This window comes from Anabaena sp. UHCC 0399 (genome assembly GCF_034931465.1).
Lineage (GTDB): Bacteria > Cyanobacteriota > Cyanobacteriia > Cyanobacteriales > Nostocaceae > Trichormus > Trichormus minutissimus.
In genome coordinates, this window is the sequence record NZ_JAYGGZ010000009.1 from 1 (window position 1) to 16,191 (window position 16,191).

Below are 16,191 nucleotides of genomic sequence, written 5' to 3' on the forward strand. Positions count from 1 at the left end.
TGATGGTGCAGTACAACTTCACAACAGTTTGGAAGGTGAGATTGTACTAGTTAGTTCTCGCTATAAGGCTTTGATTTCCCTTGATCAATTCTCGCAACGGAGATTATATCAGGCATTAGGTTTTACAGGTGTGCAATCAGTTAGTCCCATATATTTAGATTCAGTTCCCTGGAAAAATCCTGATAATCAACAGACTTGGCAAATTTTCGCTATTGGGTTTAATCCAGAAGAAAAAGTAGTTAATTTACCGGGTGTACAGGAAAATTTAAACTTTCTAAGAGAACCAGATACTGTTTTATTTGATCGTGGTTCTCGTCAAGAATTTGGTACGATTGTTTCTCAATTTGAAGGTGAAAAGCAAGTCACCACAGAATTAAACAATCGTCAAGTTAATGTTGTTGGTTTATTCGGATTAGGAACATCTTTTGGCATCAACGGCAATATCATTACCAGTGATGTAAATTTTCTGCGTTTATTTTCTAACAAAAGACGACAGCAAGGCTTAATAGACTTTGGACTAATTAAGCTAGAACCTGGAGCAGATATAAATTGGGTAATTGCTAATTTGAAAGCCAACTTACCCACAGATGTCAAAGTTCTCTCTAAACAAGAGTTAATCGCTCAGGAAAAAAGCTTTTGGAACACTAGCACCCCTGTAGGATTCACTTTTACTTTAGGAGCAATTATTGGTTTTATAGTTGGTGCAGTGATTGTTTATCAAATTCTTTATAGCGATGTTTCTGATCACTTACCAGAATATGCAACACTCAAAGCCATCGGTTTCAAAAATAGATATTTACTAGTCATTGTCTTTCAAGAAGCCTTAATTTTAGCAGCCATCGGCTTTATTCCGGGAATTGCGATTTCTCAAGGGTTATATATGATTACGCGTCAAGCAACATTACTACCAATAATGATGACTTTAGATAGAGCCATATTTATATTTATTCTCACAACTTTGATGTGTACCATTTCAGCATCTATAGCCATGCGAAAATTACAAGCGGCTGACCCTGCTGACATTTTTTAGTTGTTTGTTATTTGGAATTACAAATTATTATGTCATCTGCGATCGCTATTTCTCATCTCAATCACTATTATGGTGAAGGTTCGCTCAAAAAGCAGATTCTTTTTGATATCAATCTAGAAATAAAACCGGGAGAAATTGTCATCATGACCGGCCCTTCTGGTTCAGGTAAAACGACTTTACTGACACTGATTGGTAGTTTGCGTTCTGTACAATCAGGTAGCCTAAAAATCTTAGACAAAGAACTTCGGGGCGCAAGTAAAAATGACATGGTACAAGTGCGCCGCAATATTGGCTATATATTTCAATCTCATAACTTATTGGGTTTTCTCACAGCCCAACAAAATGTCCAAATGCCGTTTGAAATGAATAATAGTGTTTCTTTTCAGGAAGCACAAACCAAAGCCGCCGCTATGTTAACCACAGTTGGCTTAGGAGAAAGACTAAGTTACTATCCTGATGGACTCTCCGGCGGACAAAAACAAAGAGTTGCGTAGGCGTAGCCCGCCGCAGGCATCGCACGGGCTTTAGTGCATCATCCTCAACTAGTATTAGCCGATGAACCTACAGCTGCGTTAGATAGTAAATCAGGAAGAGATGTAGTCAATTTAATGCAGCAATTAGCCAAAGAGCAAGGCTGTACAATTTTATTAGTCACTCACGATAACCGAATTTTAGATATTGCCGATCGCATCATTCACATGGAAGATGGTTATTTAGCAGGATTTACAAGTATGAGAACAGAGAATTATCATTAATAAAAGTTTTTCTTTATCTTCCCCAATCCCCAATCCTCAGTTATTTAATTTTGAATTTTGACCCTTCACTTCGTTCGAGGGCATGATGAGTGAATTTTGAATTGATTTGTCCCCAATCCCTACGCTCTCAGAGTTAAAATAAGAATCTACGTGAGTTTCTTGAATTTGTAATATTATGACTGTTGCTACGAGTGTAAAAACTGAGTATGAAGCGATTATTGGTCTAGAAACCCACTGTCAGCTAAGTACGAATACTAAGATTTTCTCTAATAGCTCTACAGCGTTTGGTGCTGACCCTAATACTAATATTGACCCAGTATGTATGGGTTTACCAGGCGTTTTACCTGTACTTAACCAAAAAGTTTTAGAATATGCGGTTAAAGCAGGGCTAGCGTTAAATTGCCAAATCGCTAAATATAGCAAATTTGACCGTAAACAGTATTTTTATCCTGATTTGCCGAAAAATTATCAAATTTCTCAATATGACCTGCCCATTGCGGAACATGGTTGGTTAGAAATTGAATTAGTAGATGCAGAGGGAAACCCCACGCGCAAACGAATTGGGGTGACGCGGTTGCACATGGAGGAAGACGCAGGTAAATTAGTCCACGCAGGCAGCGATCGCCTTTCTGGTTCTACCTATTCTTTGGTAGACTACAATCGTGCAGGTGTGCCATTGGTAGAAATTGTTTCTGAACCAGATATCCGTTCTGGACAAGAAGCCGCAGAGTATGCCCAAGAATTACGCCGGATTGTGCGCTATCTCGGTGTCAGTGATGGCAATATGCAAGAAGGTTCTCTACGCTGTGATGTGAACATTTCAGTGCGTCCCGTAGGACGAAAAGAATTTGGTACGAAGGTAGAAATTAAAAATATGAACTCCTTCAACGCCATTCAACGGGCAATTGAGTACGAAATTGAACGTCAAATTGCCGCCGTAGAAGCTGGGGAACGCATCGTCCAAGAAACCCGCCTCTGGGAAGAAGGTTCACAACGCACCATCAGTATGCGGGTTAAGGAAGGTTCTAGCGATTATCGCTACTTCCCTGAACCAGACTTAGCACCGATTGAGGTTTCAGAAGCACAATTAACTCAATGGCGCAGTGAAATACCCGAACTCCCAGCCCAAAAACGCCTGCATTACGAGACTGAATTGGGGCTTTCTGTTTACGATGCGCGAGTCTTGACAGAGGAAGTTTCTGTAGTTGCATATTTTGAAGCCGTAATCGCCGCCGGCGCAAATCCCAAAACAGCCGCTAACTGGATTACTCAAGATATCGCCGCCTACCTCAACAAGCAAAAACTCAGCATCACTGAAATTGGATTGACTCCCGTTAACTTGGCTGAGGTGATTAAGCTGATTGAAAGCGGCAAAATCAGTAACGCCCAAGCCAAACAAAAGTTACCAGACTTGCTGACAGGGTTATCTCCCGAAAAAGCATTTGCAGGTCAAGAACTCATTACAGATTCTAGTGTACTAGAACCCATCGTTGAGGAAGTCATCGCCGCCAACCCCAAAGAACTAGAAAAATATCGCAACGGTAACATTAACCTCAAGGGCTTTTTCGTCGGTCAAGTCTTGAAAAAGACCAACAAACGGGCTGACCCCAAACTAACGAACGAATTGGTAGAAAAGAAGCTGAATGGCTAATCTAAGTATTTTCTCAGTCATCTCTTCACAATATTTTTACCAAATCTACAGAAAAGGCAGTGTTAACTCTGACACTTAAAAAGCTATTCTGTTTGTATTATATGCACCCTGATAATATGGAGAGTTACCCAAGACTCTCCTTGTTTCTTAACCCAGGGTTTCCTGTAGGTAATAAGTTGACAACTTTTTGCAAACATTATAGACCTGTAAACCAAACTGAATAATTGAATACCTTTGTTGATTAGCGTGTCACCTCTACTGTGATGAGCATGATACAAGAACTCTTGAATGATATTGCGTCAATAGTAATTAAAGCTACCATCAATAATTTTGATGATCATGATTTCAGTATCCTCAGTGAAATTTCTTAATATTATTTATACAAAAAATAAATAATGGGTGTTACACCTCAGTGCAGAAGTGGTATACTGTGCTAAGTAGATGCACCCTGATGATCTGGAGAGCTGCCCAAGTAGCTCTCCTTTTTTGATAGAAAAGTGTGAATAGCACTCCCCACTCATCACTCAGCACTGGCTAAACGCCGCGCTACCGCTAACAGCACTATTTAATTGGTATAATCGCCAGTCAAGCTGCTAATTAGTTGTAAGGGTGGGAAAAATGGCAGACTGGCAGGAAATTACTGGTGGAGTTACAGCACCGAAAGGATATAGGGCGGCAGGTATCACCGCAGGGTTAAAACCTTCGGGATTGCCTGATTTAGCTTTGATAGTATCAGATGTAGAAGCGATCGCAGCTGGTGTATTCACCACCAGCCAAGTTAGAGCCGCCTGTGTAGATTATTGTCGCCAACACTTGCAAAGTAAAGCTATTGCGCGTGCCATTCTCTGCAATGCGGGACAAGCTAACGCCGCGACAGGTAGCCAAGGTGTGAGTGATGCCCAAGAAAGTGCGGAGTTATTAGCCAAAGAGTTAAATATTACCCCCGAATTGATTCTTTTAGCTTCTACTGGGGTAATTGGTCAGCGTATTAAAATGGATGCCTTACGGGGTGGGATTCCCAAATTAGTAGCAGCACTCTCTGACACTGGTTCAGATACAGCAGCCGGGGCAATTATTACTACAGATTTGGTAACTAAATCTATTGCTCTAGAAACAACTATAAACGATGCTTCCGGCGGGCTACGCCAACGCCCAGTCCGTATTGGTGGCATTGCCAAAGGTTCTGGCATGATCCATCCCAACATGGCTACCATGCTAGCCTTTGTCACCTGTGACGCAGCCGTTTCGCCTCATTTGTGGCAAGAAATGTTAAGTAGGGCGGCAGATAGAAGCTTCAATTCCATTACTGTAGATGGTGACACCAGCACTAATGATAGCTTAATTGCCTTAGCCAATGGGGAATCCCGCACCCCAGCAATTACTGAGATGGGTGCAGAAGCCGAAAAATTAGAGGCCATGCTAACAGCAGTATGTCAGTATTTAGCCAAAGCGATCGCCCGTGATGGTGAAGGTGCAACCTGTCTTGTAGAGGTGCAAGTCACAGGCGCACATGACGAACTCTCAGCCAGACAAATCGCCAAAACCATTGCCGGTTCATCCTTAGTTAAATCTGCAATCTTTGGTCGTGACCCCAACTGGGGACGCATCGCCGCCGCCGCCGGACGTGCAGATGTACCCTTTGAGCAAGAAAATCTACAAATTAAATTAGGAGATTTTCTCCTGTTTGAAAATGGTCAACCCCAATCCTTTGACCGCGCCGCCGCCAGCGCATACTTAAAACAAGCCGCCGCCGGTGCATATCTCAAAGAGGATACAGTCCTAATCTCTGTCAGTGTAGGGAATGGTCACGGTACTGGTAAAGCTTGGGGTTGTGACTTAAGTTATGACTACGTGAAAATCAACGCTGAGTACACCACGTAAATTCTATCTATATTGACTCAGAAATCTTTTGATTTGGCTAGCGATCGCTAGCCAAATTTTCTATATTATGGTACAATTGTACTATTAGCTTTGGTCAATTAATCTCTTCAAGAAGCCTTTCGGGTTCGGGGCTTCGCAATCGACAGAAAAAACGCTATTTCTAGAGGAAGTATTATGTCAAATAATGACAAAATGCCCCTGTTAAAATTCATAGATATTTTGACAGAAAACAGCAACAATATCATTATAAACATCAAGCATTTACAAGAAAATTATCAAAGAACAGGTATTCAACGGATTCAAGGTGTCAGGGATGCCAATGGAGAACTTATTCAGCCTTGGTTACGAACAGAGTATATAGATAATGCAAAGTATGTTCGTATGGGTAAGTTTGAGTTTAATCGCAATACTGCCACAATTAATATGCTAGTTCAACGTCAAGTTAAGCTAGTAAAGTCTGATGATACAACACCGATTTTAGAAGTTGCAGGGTTGCTAGTTAATGACTTACACACCTTTAACAATTACACAATTGTTAGTAATGGTAAAATTAATATTCAGTCTTTGAAAATAAAGATTAGCAGCAAAAAAACTTTTGAATTACTCAAAGACATTTTAGATGCAGTCGAATTTGATTTCCATCGGGAATACACTATTCAACTGGATAATTTACCCCTAGTAACTAAAGATTTTGCGTGTCCAAATATTGATGGTTTGTTTGATGAATTAGCTAAAACAAAGGTAATCTCTAGTATTATTGCGGCTCATCTCAAAGGAGAATCAGATATATTTGTAGAACCTCAGTTAGATGAATTAAAAAAACACTACATTTCTAGTCATGTTTACATTAATTTCCCCACAACTAACACATACACAAGCCGTCAACAAGCAATAACTAATGGTACACTTGATTGCCAGACAAGTTATAAAATTGATATCGGCAGCAAAGATATTTTAAATCTCAGCAAGTTTTATTCTGCCAACAAATTCCTTGATAAGATGTATCGGGTTTATGACAAAAAGACTGGCGAAATTTTCACTAAGCCTAATTTTACAATGGCTTTTCAAGAAAATCTCGCATTTAGACATAAGCTACTGTCATCTCGCGTCAAAATAACCAAAGTAGATGAGTTGATGAAAGTGATTTTTGATGACTTTTTAGGCATCGAAAATTACGGAATAGTAGCAGAAACTTTATCTAAAGTAGGTGCTAGTAGTTTAGCACATTTGTTACAAGATAAATTCTCTGGTTATAGTGTGAGTAAAGAAATAATGGTAACAGCATTAACTGATGCTAAAACTAAGCTTGAAAAATATACAGATAAAATTTATCAAGAAAAAATTTCTCCCTTAGTGTTTTACATTGGTGCTACTGGAACGTTACCTAAAGAAATATCAGTACCAGCTATGACTGCAACGGAAATTGTGAGAAAATATCCTGATTTACAGGTTTCTAAGTATGAGCAAGAAGGTCATTTTTTTGTAGTTAGTGATAGCATTATTAGCATATATGCTCAACCGAGTTGTTATTCTACACGGACAATAATTTCGGCTCAAACTTGTGCCAAAAAATAAGTTGATAAAGCAAAAAAATGTAGGTTGAGTTGACAGAAAGAAACCCAACATCAATATCCGTATTTAGTTGCTGAGATACATTTTGCGGTGCGTTTAACCCAACCTATGTTTATTGATTGTGCTGATAAATAAGTTATTTAGCTAACAGTTTAACTTCAGTCAAGGAATTATTAAATAAGTAAGGTGTGTTACGCTGTCGCTAACACACCTTATTGCTCTAACTGAACTATATTGTCATATAATTGCACTTAATTTTCAATGTATTAATGAATAATTAAAATCCAACTGTTACAGAAATAAAGAACTCAGCAATCTTACTTAATCCTGTACCAACACCTGGGACTATAAATAACAACATCATGGCAAAAATTCCAAAATTTGTATGTTGTAATGGCTTTAATTGCGGAAAAATTTCACTGAAAACATGAAATCCATCAAGTGGCGGAACTGGTAACAGATTAAATAGAAACAAAGTCAAATTAATCCGAGATGCTAAATAAAGAAACTCGAAACTGAAAATTCCTGGACTATCCGGGTTAGCAAAAAATTTGAGTAAAGCAATAAATAAAATACCTAAAGCTAGATTGGATAGTGGCCCAGCCGCAGATACTATAATGTTGCTCAATGTGGGAGAACGAAATTTAGCAGGGTTAACAGGCATTTGTCCCCAAGCTATACCTGTCAAACAGAGAAATATGAGGGATTCTACTCCCATATGAATTACAGGGTTAAGAGTGAGATGACCAGTCTTTTGTGGTGTGTTATCTCCTTGACTCATCGCCGCCCAGCCGTGCGCTAATTCGTGTAAAGTAACAGACAATATCACAATGACAACGATGCGAAAAAAAAGAATTGGTTCAGTGATCAGGGTTTCGATAAACATAATTTTTCCGTAGTATTACTTCAGTGAAAATTCATCATTAATTGACCCCTAGAAAATACAAGCTAGGTGGTGATAAAGCTTCAATTAAGGCAAAGACTAGATATTCAGTAATTTCAAAAACTAGAAATGAGCGATCGCAGCATCAAAACAGCAATACGATCATGTCCTATGAATTACTTTTGTTTAATTGTTGTTTCATACATAACTTCTATATGTTGGTGATGCCCCATTTATGCAATGATATCCATTGATACAAATCTTAAACAAATAAACACGTAGCTACCAGAGTATTTTTTGGTATATTTTTTGCTTTCAATGTTGGAAAAATAGATTTACATGGCATCTAAAATCGCATAATCACTAGTGATTAATACGCAAATAATCATAAATTTTTTGTGGCAAAAATTATAATTGCGGTATGGAATTACATTCATCGCCGTATTGAATCTAAAAGGGGAAGGCGTGATTTTTAATACTTAGTAGTTTCCTGAAATTTAATAAAAAAATGAATAAATATACTAGACTATCTAGTGTAATCACGGCTTACTGGTAATATTTTTAATGCACTTGTGCTAGACAAAGCGGAAGTTCAGTTCCCAAAGTGACGTTGATGAAACAGCAACCAAACAGACGTAAGCGGGGTGTAATCCTCACCCTGAAAGGCTGGGATAAATTTCAAGCCGCCAAAACTCAAGCCGAGTTTGCTGAAAATGCAGGAGATTGCTTTTCCTTAGAAGAACTGAGCGATCGCACACGTTTAGCCTTACACACTATATCCAGAATTTTAGGGCGATCGGAATCTGTAGATAAAAGTTCGTTGCAGTCTGCCTTCGCTGCCTTTAATTTAGAGTTGTGTAAAGACGACTATACCCGACCCAACCCTCCAGAATCCGCACTCCGCAGCGCAAATCCTCAGTATGACTGGGGAGAAGCACCGGATCTATCTGTGTTTTATGGTCGCAGTCAAGAATTATTGCAGTTACGACAGTGGATATTAGAAGAACGATGTCGTCTAATCGCACTGCTAGGAATTGGTGGTATTGGCAAAAGCACTTTAGCAGTTAAGTTAGGATGGCAAATTCAAGCAGAATTTGAGGTAGTAGTGTGGCGTAGCCTACTAAATGCACCACCAGTAGAGGAGCATTTAACCAACATACTGCAATTTTTGCTGTGGGTGCTGCGAAAGGAGATGGTGATACCTGAAAGTTTTGATGGCAAACTATCGAAACTGATGGAATGTTTGCAATCAAACCGATGTCTGCTGATTTTAGACAATGTTGAGACAATTCTCTCTGGTGGGCAAGCAGGGCAATATCGCCCTGGTTACGAGGGATATGGTCAATTACTCAAGCGCGTTGGCGAAGTACCCCATATTAGTTGTGTTCTGTTTACTTCTAGAGAAAAACCCAGAGAAATTGTACCGTTAGAAGGAGACAGAACAGAAGTGCGATCGCTCCCATTAAAAGGATTAAATCCTACTGAGGGACAACAGTTATTTCAGCAAAAAGGACAATTCACGGGTACAGAACAAGAATGGCAAGAACTCATCAAGCATTATGGGGGTAATCCCTTAGCTCTCAAAATGGTCGCAGCCGGAACTCAAGAGCTTTTCAATGGTAAGATTACCCCTGTTTTGCAGTATGTGGAACAGGGGATACTAATTTTTGATGACATCTGTGATTTATTAGAACGGCAGTTCCAGCGTTTGTCTGCGGTAGAAGAAGAGGTGATGTACTGGCTGGCAATTAATCGAGAGCCAGTATCCTTTGCTGAATTAGCTGCTGATGTCATGACATCTTCTTCTAAAGGTAAGTTACCGCAAGCAATTAAATCCTTATTACAACGTTCTTTAATTGAAAAAAGCGACGAGCATTTCTTCCTGCAACCAGTTGTGATGGAATATGCCACACAGCGATTGGTTGAACAAGTTTGTCTAGAATTAGTAAGAGAAAAAACTGTCCGTTTACGCTTATTTCAAACCCATGCTTTAATCAAAGCAATAAGCAAAGATTATATTAGGGAAACACAAAAGCAATTAATTGTGCGACCCTTGTTAGAGCAATTGTTAATAGAGTTGGGCAATCAACAAAAGCTAGTAATGTTGTTGCAGGATGTAATAGAACAGCAAAGACATCAACCTGCACTATTAGCAGGGTATGCGGGAGGCAATGTCCTCAATTTGTTAGCGCATTTGCAAATAAATTTACAGGGGTATGACTTCTCAAATTTGAACATTTGGCAAGCGGACTTACAGTGTGTCAATTTAGCTGAAGTTAATTTCCAAAATACTGCTTTTGATAAGTCTGTATTTGCTAAAAGCTTGAAGAGTGTTTATTCACTTGCTTTGAGTCCAGATGGAAAACTGTTGGCTACAGGTGATATAAGTGGGCAAATTCATTTGTGGCAAGTGGCGGATGGAAAAAACTTGTTGAGATTTAAGGGACATAAAGGTTGGGTTTGGACAGTTACTTTTAGTCCAGATGGGCAAACCCTGGCAAGTGGTGGTCATGATGGATTGGTCAAATTATGGAATATACAAACGGGAGAATGCCTAAAAATTTTAGATAAACACACAGATATTGTTTGTTCTGTCAGCTTTAGTTCAGATGGACAAACTCTAGCAAGTGGTAGTCAAGACACTTCAATTCGATTGTGGAATGTCCGTCTAGGTAAGTGTCTCAAAACACTGCATGGTCATACTAGTGCGGTATGTTCAGTCAGGTTTAATCCTGATAGTTCTACTCTGGCAAGTGGTAGTCTAGATTATGATATTCGCTTATGGAATGCCAGTACAGGTATCTGTATAAAAACTTTGCAAGGTCATACTGGCAGAGTATGGTCGGTTCGCTTCAGTCCAGATGGTAAAACTCTTGCCAGTGGCAGTAGTGACCATTCTATTCGGCTATGGGATGTGAGTAAAGGTACTTGCACTAATACATTCCACGGTCATAAAGATTGGGTGTGGTCAGTTAGCTTTAGTTCAGATGGTCAAACCATAGCTACATCTAGTAATGACTCAAGTGTAAGGTTGTGGAGCGTGCAACAAGGTACGTGCATTAAAATTTTCCACGGACATACTGGTAGCGTGTTCTCAGTCACTTTTAGTTCAGATAATCAAACCTTAGTTAGTGCCAGTAGCGATTCGAGTGTACGTTTGTGGGATGTAAATAAAGGTCTGTGCGTGAGAATTTTGCAGGGTCATTTCAGTGGGGCGCATTCGGTCAGTTTTAACGCTAATAATTGTATATTGGCGACAGGTGGTTTTGATGCTTTGGTTCGGCTATGGGATATTGCGTCTGGATACTGTACTAAAATTTTCCAAAGTCACACAGATTGGGTATGGTCAATTAGCTTTAGTCCTAATGGTTTTTTACTAGCAAGTGGCAGTGATGACAAAAGTATTAAACTTTGGGATGTTATTTCTGGTCATTGTATTACAACCATTAACGACCATAGCGGTGGAGTAACATCAGTTACCTTTAGCCCAGATGGTCAAACCTTGGCTAGTGCTAGTAGGGACATGAGTGTGAAGCTGTGGGATATTCACAAGCGTAAATGTATAAAAAACCTAGAAGGTCACACGGATGCAATCTGGTCAGTTAGCTTTAGTCCAGATGGCAACACTTTAGCTACAGGTAGTGGAGACTGCTTGGTTAAATTGTGGGATGTGGGTGAAGGTAAATCTATAGCAACTTTGCCTGGTCATGCTGATGGAGTCTGGTCAGTGAGTTTTAGTCCAGATGGAAAAATACTCGCTAGTGCCAGTCTTGATGGCTCAATTCGATTGTGGGATAGAAATAACTTTACTTGCATAAAAGTCTTGCAGGGACATAAAGCTGGTGTATGGTCAGTCAGTTTCAGCCCTGATGGTTGTACTTTAGCATCTGCCAGTTCTGACCAAACAATTCGCTTATGGGATCTCAATAACTTTACCTGTGTCAGAGTTTTGCATAGTCATAGTAGTGGAGTATGCTCGGTTAAATTTAATTCTCTAGGTAATATCTTAGCCAGTACTAGTCAAGATGATGTAATTAAGCTTTGGGATGTAGCAACAGGTGAGTGCATGAAAACCCTGAAGGTAGATCGCCTCTATGAAGGGATGAATATCAGGGGTGTGACTGGGTTAACAGCAGCGCAGCGATCGGCTCTTTTGGCTTTAGGGGCGGTGGATGGTGTCGGGTAAATTAGATGGTAGTGACACAAATTTACCAGTTTCAGTTTGTATCTTTATCGAAGATACAAAATTTAAGCACGCCGTCCACAATGATGCAGTCTACACTTTTTTGCATTTTTTGCTGCGTGTCAGATAGGGTTAGAGAATCGGTTGATAAAGTTTCAACTCTGACGACCCCCTGCCAATGGAGGTCGATTTGAGCGACCCCCTCGAGGTCGACTTGAGTAAAGACAAACTAATTGCCCATTTTGCTTAGAAATGCCATTATTTATGGGATATCTTGATTCTTCAATACCTCTGCAAGACCGAGTGTAGTTTCCTGCGGGAATAGCAAAAGCTGGTGCAAACACTATCTGAGCAGCAAATAGAGAACAAACTAAAATCACTGGCTTCATGAGCATTTTTCCTTTTTTTTACTTGGTGTGTCGCTAATATTTAGCTTGTCGAAAATATGATTACAATCGAATCTGACGGTATTCTCCGTAATATTTAAGACATCCTTGTTAAAGGATTATTCTTCAAGCTATTAACTCCTATAAGTCCCAAAGCCACCCCTTTGAGGTTGATTTGAGCGACGAGCCCTTCCAGGTCTAGGTTGATTTGAGCGAACCCTTTGAGGTCGACTTGAGCGAATACAAACTAATTTCCCATTATTGTTAGAAATATCTGAACAAGTATGATAATTGTCTAAGTGTGCATTTACTGGTTTGTCATTTTGATCTCGACAAAGTGCTGACAACCTACCGATTTTTTTCCCATATTGGCGATACGTTGATTCTACAATACCTATACAAGACCGAGTGTAGCTTCCTGCTGGAATAGCAAAAGCTGGTGCTAACGCTATCTGAGCAGCAAATAGAGAACAAACTAAAATTACTGGCTTCATAAGCATTTTTCCTTTTTTCTACTTAGTGTGTCGCTAATATTTAGCTTGTCAAAAATATGATTACAATCGAATCTGACGGTACTCTCCGCGATATTTAAAACAAGCTTATTAGCTGATTCAAGGATTTCTTTTATAGTTTGCGTGTTTTCCCTTACTCACACCAGGCAACTTTAGCAAGTTAATTTCAACTTAAGACTTTCGTAAAAAAAAAGAGAGCGATGGCGGAACGCCATTGCTTACATCAACCTCATCATCAAAATTGCGTAGACGCAAAGCGGCTTGTCGCCAAACATTGCCCACATCAACCCCATCACCAAAAGCGATCGCCTACATTAACCTCATCACCACAAGTGCGATCAGCTACGCTGGACGGAATGCTATCATTCCAGTAAATTCAGCAAGCAAACCCCAGTTTGTTAACTCATTTGCTGCAAATGCTTTCTCATTTTAGTAGATTCAGCAAACAAACCCCAGTTTGTTAACTCATTTGCTGCAAATGCTTTCTCATTTCAGTAGATTCAGCAAGCAAACTCCAGTTTGTTAACTCATTTTGGTGTTTTCCGCAAGCAAACCGGAGTTTGCTCTCTCATTTCAGTAGTTCGCGCATTTATAGCAACTATTGCGTGTAGCAAAAGTTGTTGCAGATTTGCCAAAATTTTCTCAGGCTGATCGATACGGATATTATTTAAGGTAAAGAATATTAACCGTATTATTTTACAAAGTGTGTATCATGCGTAAAAAAAGAAGCTCTCCAGTGTTAAAAAAAGCCGTGCGTCGTGCAGCTGGTATGAACTCAATTCATCCGAATTTAGATGTGGGTAATGGACTCACCTTACCTACTTTTTCAACTTTAATTGAGACAATGCAAGCTAAAGAAAACGCATACAATACCGCCCTTTCTAACCTAGATAAGTTGTATCGTGAAATGCTTGAAACAGAGCGTGAGTTAGGAGATATGACAGAGCATATGCTGATGGGCGTTGGTGTTCTATATGGTAAAAGCAGTGTAGAGTATGGCATGGCGGGAGGAATTCCGAAGAATCAACGCCGTAAGGGACTGCGAGGTGAGTCACCAACTTCTAGTTCACAGCAACCATTATTTGTTGCCAATGTAGAGAGTAACGGAAATGGAAACAACAGAGTAGCGACAAGTTAGATGCACACCATGACATAAATTTTGTAAAGTGCAAATATTGCGTAGGGAGAGCATCGTTCTAGACATCGCCTATAGCGGTGCAATCAGCTACGCTGGGCGGAACGCCATCGCAATATTTGCACCGTTAGTTGCAAAAGTGTGTATACGCAAAGCTGCTTGTCGCTAAACATTGCCCGATATTAAAGATATTTATCTCTGGCGATCGCTTTAAATTCTTTCGGTTAGAATTTTCATGATAGCGTATATGCTATCATGGCTAAATGGCGATTAAAATTGTAGTTGATACCAGCATTTTTATTAGTGCGCTGATTAGCTCTAAAGGTTCTAGTCGAGAAATAATCCGACGCTGTTTGAAAGGAGAATATCAGTCTTTGATGGGAAATGCTTTATTTTCAGAGTATGAATCAGTTATTCATCGCTCAGAAATTATCGCCAAATGCCCTTTAACTACTGAAGAAATTTCTGTTTTACTTGCATCATTAATGAGTGTAAGTCAATGGGTTTATATTTACTATTTATGGCGACCTAATTTAAAAGACGAAGCTGATAATCACTTAATTGAATTAGCAGTGGCGGGAAATGCTCGAATTATTGCCACTCACAATGTCAAAGATTTCCAAAATGCTGAATTGCTATTTTCTAATTTATCAATATTAACACCCGAAGAAATTATTAGGAGTTAAACCAAAATGGCAACTTTAACTATTCGTTTACCAGACGATAAGCACAACAGATTAAAAGAACTTGCTCAAGCCAAAGGCATTAGTGTTAATAAGTTGATTGAAGAACTTTCTACTATAGCTTTAGCAGAATTTGATACCCAGACAAGATTTAAAGCAATGGCTGCAACTGGTAATCCAGAAGAAGGGTTGAGAATACTAGCTAAACTTGATAATTTGAAAGAATAGAGCTTATGGCACAATGATGCAAATCACTGTTGAGGTATCCGAGGAGCTAGGACAGCAATTGCAGCATTTCAATGCTTTCAAAACTTGGAGATGTCTAATGTGCCTTTTCGCAATAGAGAAATATTAAGTTTCCAAGTCTTAATTAGTTGCATAAACAGCAATGCTGATACATATGAGTGAATAGAAGATACAGATTCACTCATATGTATCAGTAACGTATAATGAAAAACATTACAAAGTCGCTTTTGGGTTTGGCAATTGTTTCGGCAAGTTTAGTATTGGGATCTAGTTCTACTAAAGCTGGTCAAATTGCTGGTGAATGGTTTTTTGGTTTGTGGGATTGTAATATTGACGGTAGACCAGCCCAAATGGAATGGAAAGTTGTAGATAATCCACAAACTAGTTGCAGTGGTGGTGTCTGCTCTACTACTTCTGGAGTCCGTCTTGTTGGGAGGTTTAGTGATAATGGTAGTGCATGGATTCCGCTAGGAAAGCGTTCTTCCAGCAGACAAAGACAGGATTTAGGTATTCGTTATTTAGGAGCAGAGCAAGATAATTGGTATCTCAGATACAACAGTCGGACTAAGATCGCAGATGGTTGGACAACATGGCGGGGCAATCGATACCCATTACAATGTCGCAATCGCAGATAATACTTGTATCTACTATTTTACCGCACTCAGTGCTGAGTGCTGAGTCAGAAAAAGAGTACGCTGTTCAACGCCCCGCTTCCGCTAATAGCACTTTCAACTCAGCACTTTTCATCAGAAGTGCGTAAGTAAGTCGGTGGGAATAAACCTAACCATGTTAAGTAATATAAAGTTATTGTGATCGAGTTTGTAGTAAGGACTTTAGTCCTTACTACAAACCTTTAATTATTTACGCCGTTCTACTTATCACGCATCATGAGTATAACGAGCCTGACAAAAACTGTATTTCTTAAAAACTAGAAACAAATATACAAGATAGCCAAGTGTAATCACTACTGATTTATTGGTAATATTTTTGATGCACTTACGCTAGAAAAATATGAATGAACATGAGCGTCAGTCTTACTGGCGCGCTAATACTGCTTTAATTCGCAATCTTTTAATTATTTGGGGATTGGTTTCCATAGTTTTTAGTATTTTGCTAGTTCAACCTTTGAACAACTTACGTTTTTTTGGTGTCCCTTTTGGGTTTTGGATGGCACAGCAAGGATCAATCCTGGTATTTGTAGCGTTGATTTTCATTTATGCTGTGCAGATGGACAAATTAGACCGCAAATATAATATTAAGAAGTAAGGTAAAAC

The 16,191-nt window shown here is 39.4% G+C and carries 12 protein-coding genes and 1 pseudogene; 12 read left to right on the forward strand and 1 reads right to left on the reverse strand.

What is annotated here, in order from left to right:
- The 5 genes and pseudogenes from devC to VB693_RS06885 all read left to right on the forward strand — a co-directional run.
- A partial coding sequence (gene devC / locus VB693_RS06865; RefSeq protein ID WP_323265607.1) for an ABC transporter permease DevC occupies nucleotides 1–1,030 on the forward strand: 1,030 nt, incomplete at its 5' end.
- Nucleotides 1,031–1,059: 29 nt separating this feature from the next.
- Nucleotides 1,060–1,785: pseudogene (locus tag VB693_RS06870) on the forward strand (DevA family ABC transporter ATP-binding protein).
- A 175-nt stretch (nucleotides 1,786–1,960) separates the two neighbouring features.
- Nucleotides 1,961–3,436, forward strand: coding sequence for an Asp-tRNA(Asn)/Glu-tRNA(Gln) amidotransferase subunit GatB (gene gatB / locus VB693_RS06875; RefSeq protein ID WP_237991647.1), 1,476 nt, complete (start codon nucleotides 1,961–1,963; stop codon nucleotides 3,434–3,436).
- Nucleotides 3,437–4,054: 618 nt separating this feature from the next.
- Entirely contained in the window at nucleotides 4,055–5,317 is a 1,263-nt protein-coding gene (gene argJ, locus VB693_RS06880; protein ID WP_323265608.1) for a bifunctional ornithine acetyltransferase/N-acetylglutamate synthase, read from the forward strand.
- Between the two features lie 174 nt (nucleotides 5,318–5,491).
- Entirely contained in the window at nucleotides 5,492–6,892 is a 1,401-nt protein-coding gene (locus tag VB693_RS06885) for a hypothetical protein (RefSeq protein WP_323265609.1), read from the forward strand.
- Nucleotides 6,893–7,166: 274 nt separating this feature from the next.
- Here the strand turns inward: VB693_RS06885 and VB693_RS06890 are convergent, their stop codons facing one another.
- The gene (locus VB693_RS06890) at nucleotides 7,167–7,775 is read right to left on the reverse strand and encodes a site-2 protease family protein (protein WP_323265610.1); all 609 of its coding nucleotides are present in this window, start codon (nucleotides 7,773–7,775) and stop codon (nucleotides 7,167–7,169) included.
- Nucleotides 7,776–8,385: 610 nt separating this feature from the next.
- Between VB693_RS06890 and VB693_RS06895 the strand changes: the two genes are divergently transcribed.
- The 7 genes from VB693_RS06895 to VB693_RS06925 all read left to right on the forward strand — a co-directional run bounded on the left by VB693_RS06895 (nucleotide 8,386) and on the right by VB693_RS06925 (nucleotide 16,183).
- On the forward strand, nucleotides 8,386–11,958 hold the full coding sequence (locus tag VB693_RS06895; protein ID WP_323265611.1) for an NB-ARC domain-containing protein: 3,573 nt from the start codon (nucleotides 8,386–8,388) through the stop codon (nucleotides 11,956–11,958).
- Nucleotides 11,959–13,067: 1,109 nt separating this feature from the next.
- Nucleotides 13,068–13,286: a hypothetical protein gene (locus VB693_RS06900; protein ID WP_323265612.1), complete on the forward strand. Its 219-nt coding sequence runs from the start codon at nucleotides 13,068–13,070 to the stop codon at nucleotides 13,284–13,286.
- Nucleotides 13,287–13,562: 276 nt separating this feature from the next.
- A complete protein-coding gene (locus tag VB693_RS06905; RefSeq protein ID WP_323265707.1) occupies nucleotides 13,563–13,991 on the forward strand; it encodes a hypothetical protein in 429 nt (142 codons plus the stop codon).
- 260 nt (nucleotides 13,992–14,251) lie between these two features.
- Nucleotides 14,252–14,674: a putative toxin-antitoxin system toxin component, PIN family gene (locus VB693_RS06910; RefSeq protein ID WP_323265613.1), complete on the forward strand. Its 423-nt coding sequence runs from the start codon at nucleotides 14,252–14,254 to the stop codon at nucleotides 14,672–14,674.
- A gap of 6 nt (nucleotides 14,675–14,680) precedes the next feature.
- Nucleotides 14,681–14,899, forward strand: a complete 219-nt coding sequence (locus tag VB693_RS06915; RefSeq protein ID WP_323265614.1) for a toxin-antitoxin system HicB family antitoxin — start codon at nucleotides 14,681–14,683, stop codon at nucleotides 14,897–14,899.
- A 221-nt stretch (nucleotides 14,900–15,120) separates the two neighbouring features.
- Complete coding sequence (locus VB693_RS06920) at nucleotides 15,121–15,552, forward strand: DUF6006 family protein (protein ID WP_323265615.1); 432 nt, start codon at nucleotides 15,121–15,123, stop codon at nucleotides 15,550–15,552.
- A 376-nt stretch (nucleotides 15,553–15,928) separates the two neighbouring features.
- Nucleotides 15,929–16,183, forward strand: a complete 255-nt coding sequence (locus tag VB693_RS06925) for a DUF4212 domain-containing protein (RefSeq protein WP_323265616.1) — start codon at nucleotides 15,929–15,931, stop codon at nucleotides 16,181–16,183.
- Nucleotides 16,184–16,191 lie beyond the last annotated feature (8 nt).

What these genes read in the sequence shown, in the direction of transcription:
- VB693_RS06915 (WP_323265614.1), top strand. Translation starts at nt 14,681, where the DNA reads ATGGCAACTTTAACTATTCGTTTACCAGACGATAAGCACAACAGATTA.
- argJ (WP_323265608.1), top strand. Translation starts at nt 4,055, where the DNA reads ATGGCAGACTGGCAGGAAATTACTGGTGGAGTTACAGCACCGAAAGGA.
- VB693_RS06910 (WP_323265613.1), top strand. Translation starts at nt 14,252, where the DNA reads ATGGCGATTAAAATTGTAGTTGATACCAGCATTTTTATTAGTGCGCTG.
- gatB (WP_237991647.1), top strand. Translation starts at nt 1,961, where the DNA reads ATGACTGTTGCTACGAGTGTAAAAACTGAGTATGAAGCGATTATTGGT.
- VB693_RS06895 (WP_323265611.1), top strand. Translation starts at nt 8,386, where the DNA reads ATGAAACAGCAACCAAACAGACGTAAGCGGGGTGTAATCCTCACCCTG.
- VB693_RS06890 (WP_323265610.1), bottom strand. Translation starts at nt 7,775, where the DNA reads ATGTTTATCGAAACCCTGATCACTGAACCAATTCTTTTTTTTCGCATC.
- VB693_RS06920 (WP_323265615.1), top strand. Translation starts at nt 15,121, where the DNA reads ATGAAAAACATTACAAAGTCGCTTTTGGGTTTGGCAATTGTTTCGGCA.
- VB693_RS06885 (WP_323265609.1), top strand. Translation starts at nt 5,492, where the DNA reads ATGTCAAATAATGACAAAATGCCCCTGTTAAAATTCATAGATATTTTG.
- VB693_RS06925 (WP_323265616.1), top strand. Translation starts at nt 15,929, where the DNA reads ATGAATGAACATGAGCGTCAGTCTTACTGGCGCGCTAATACTGCTTTA.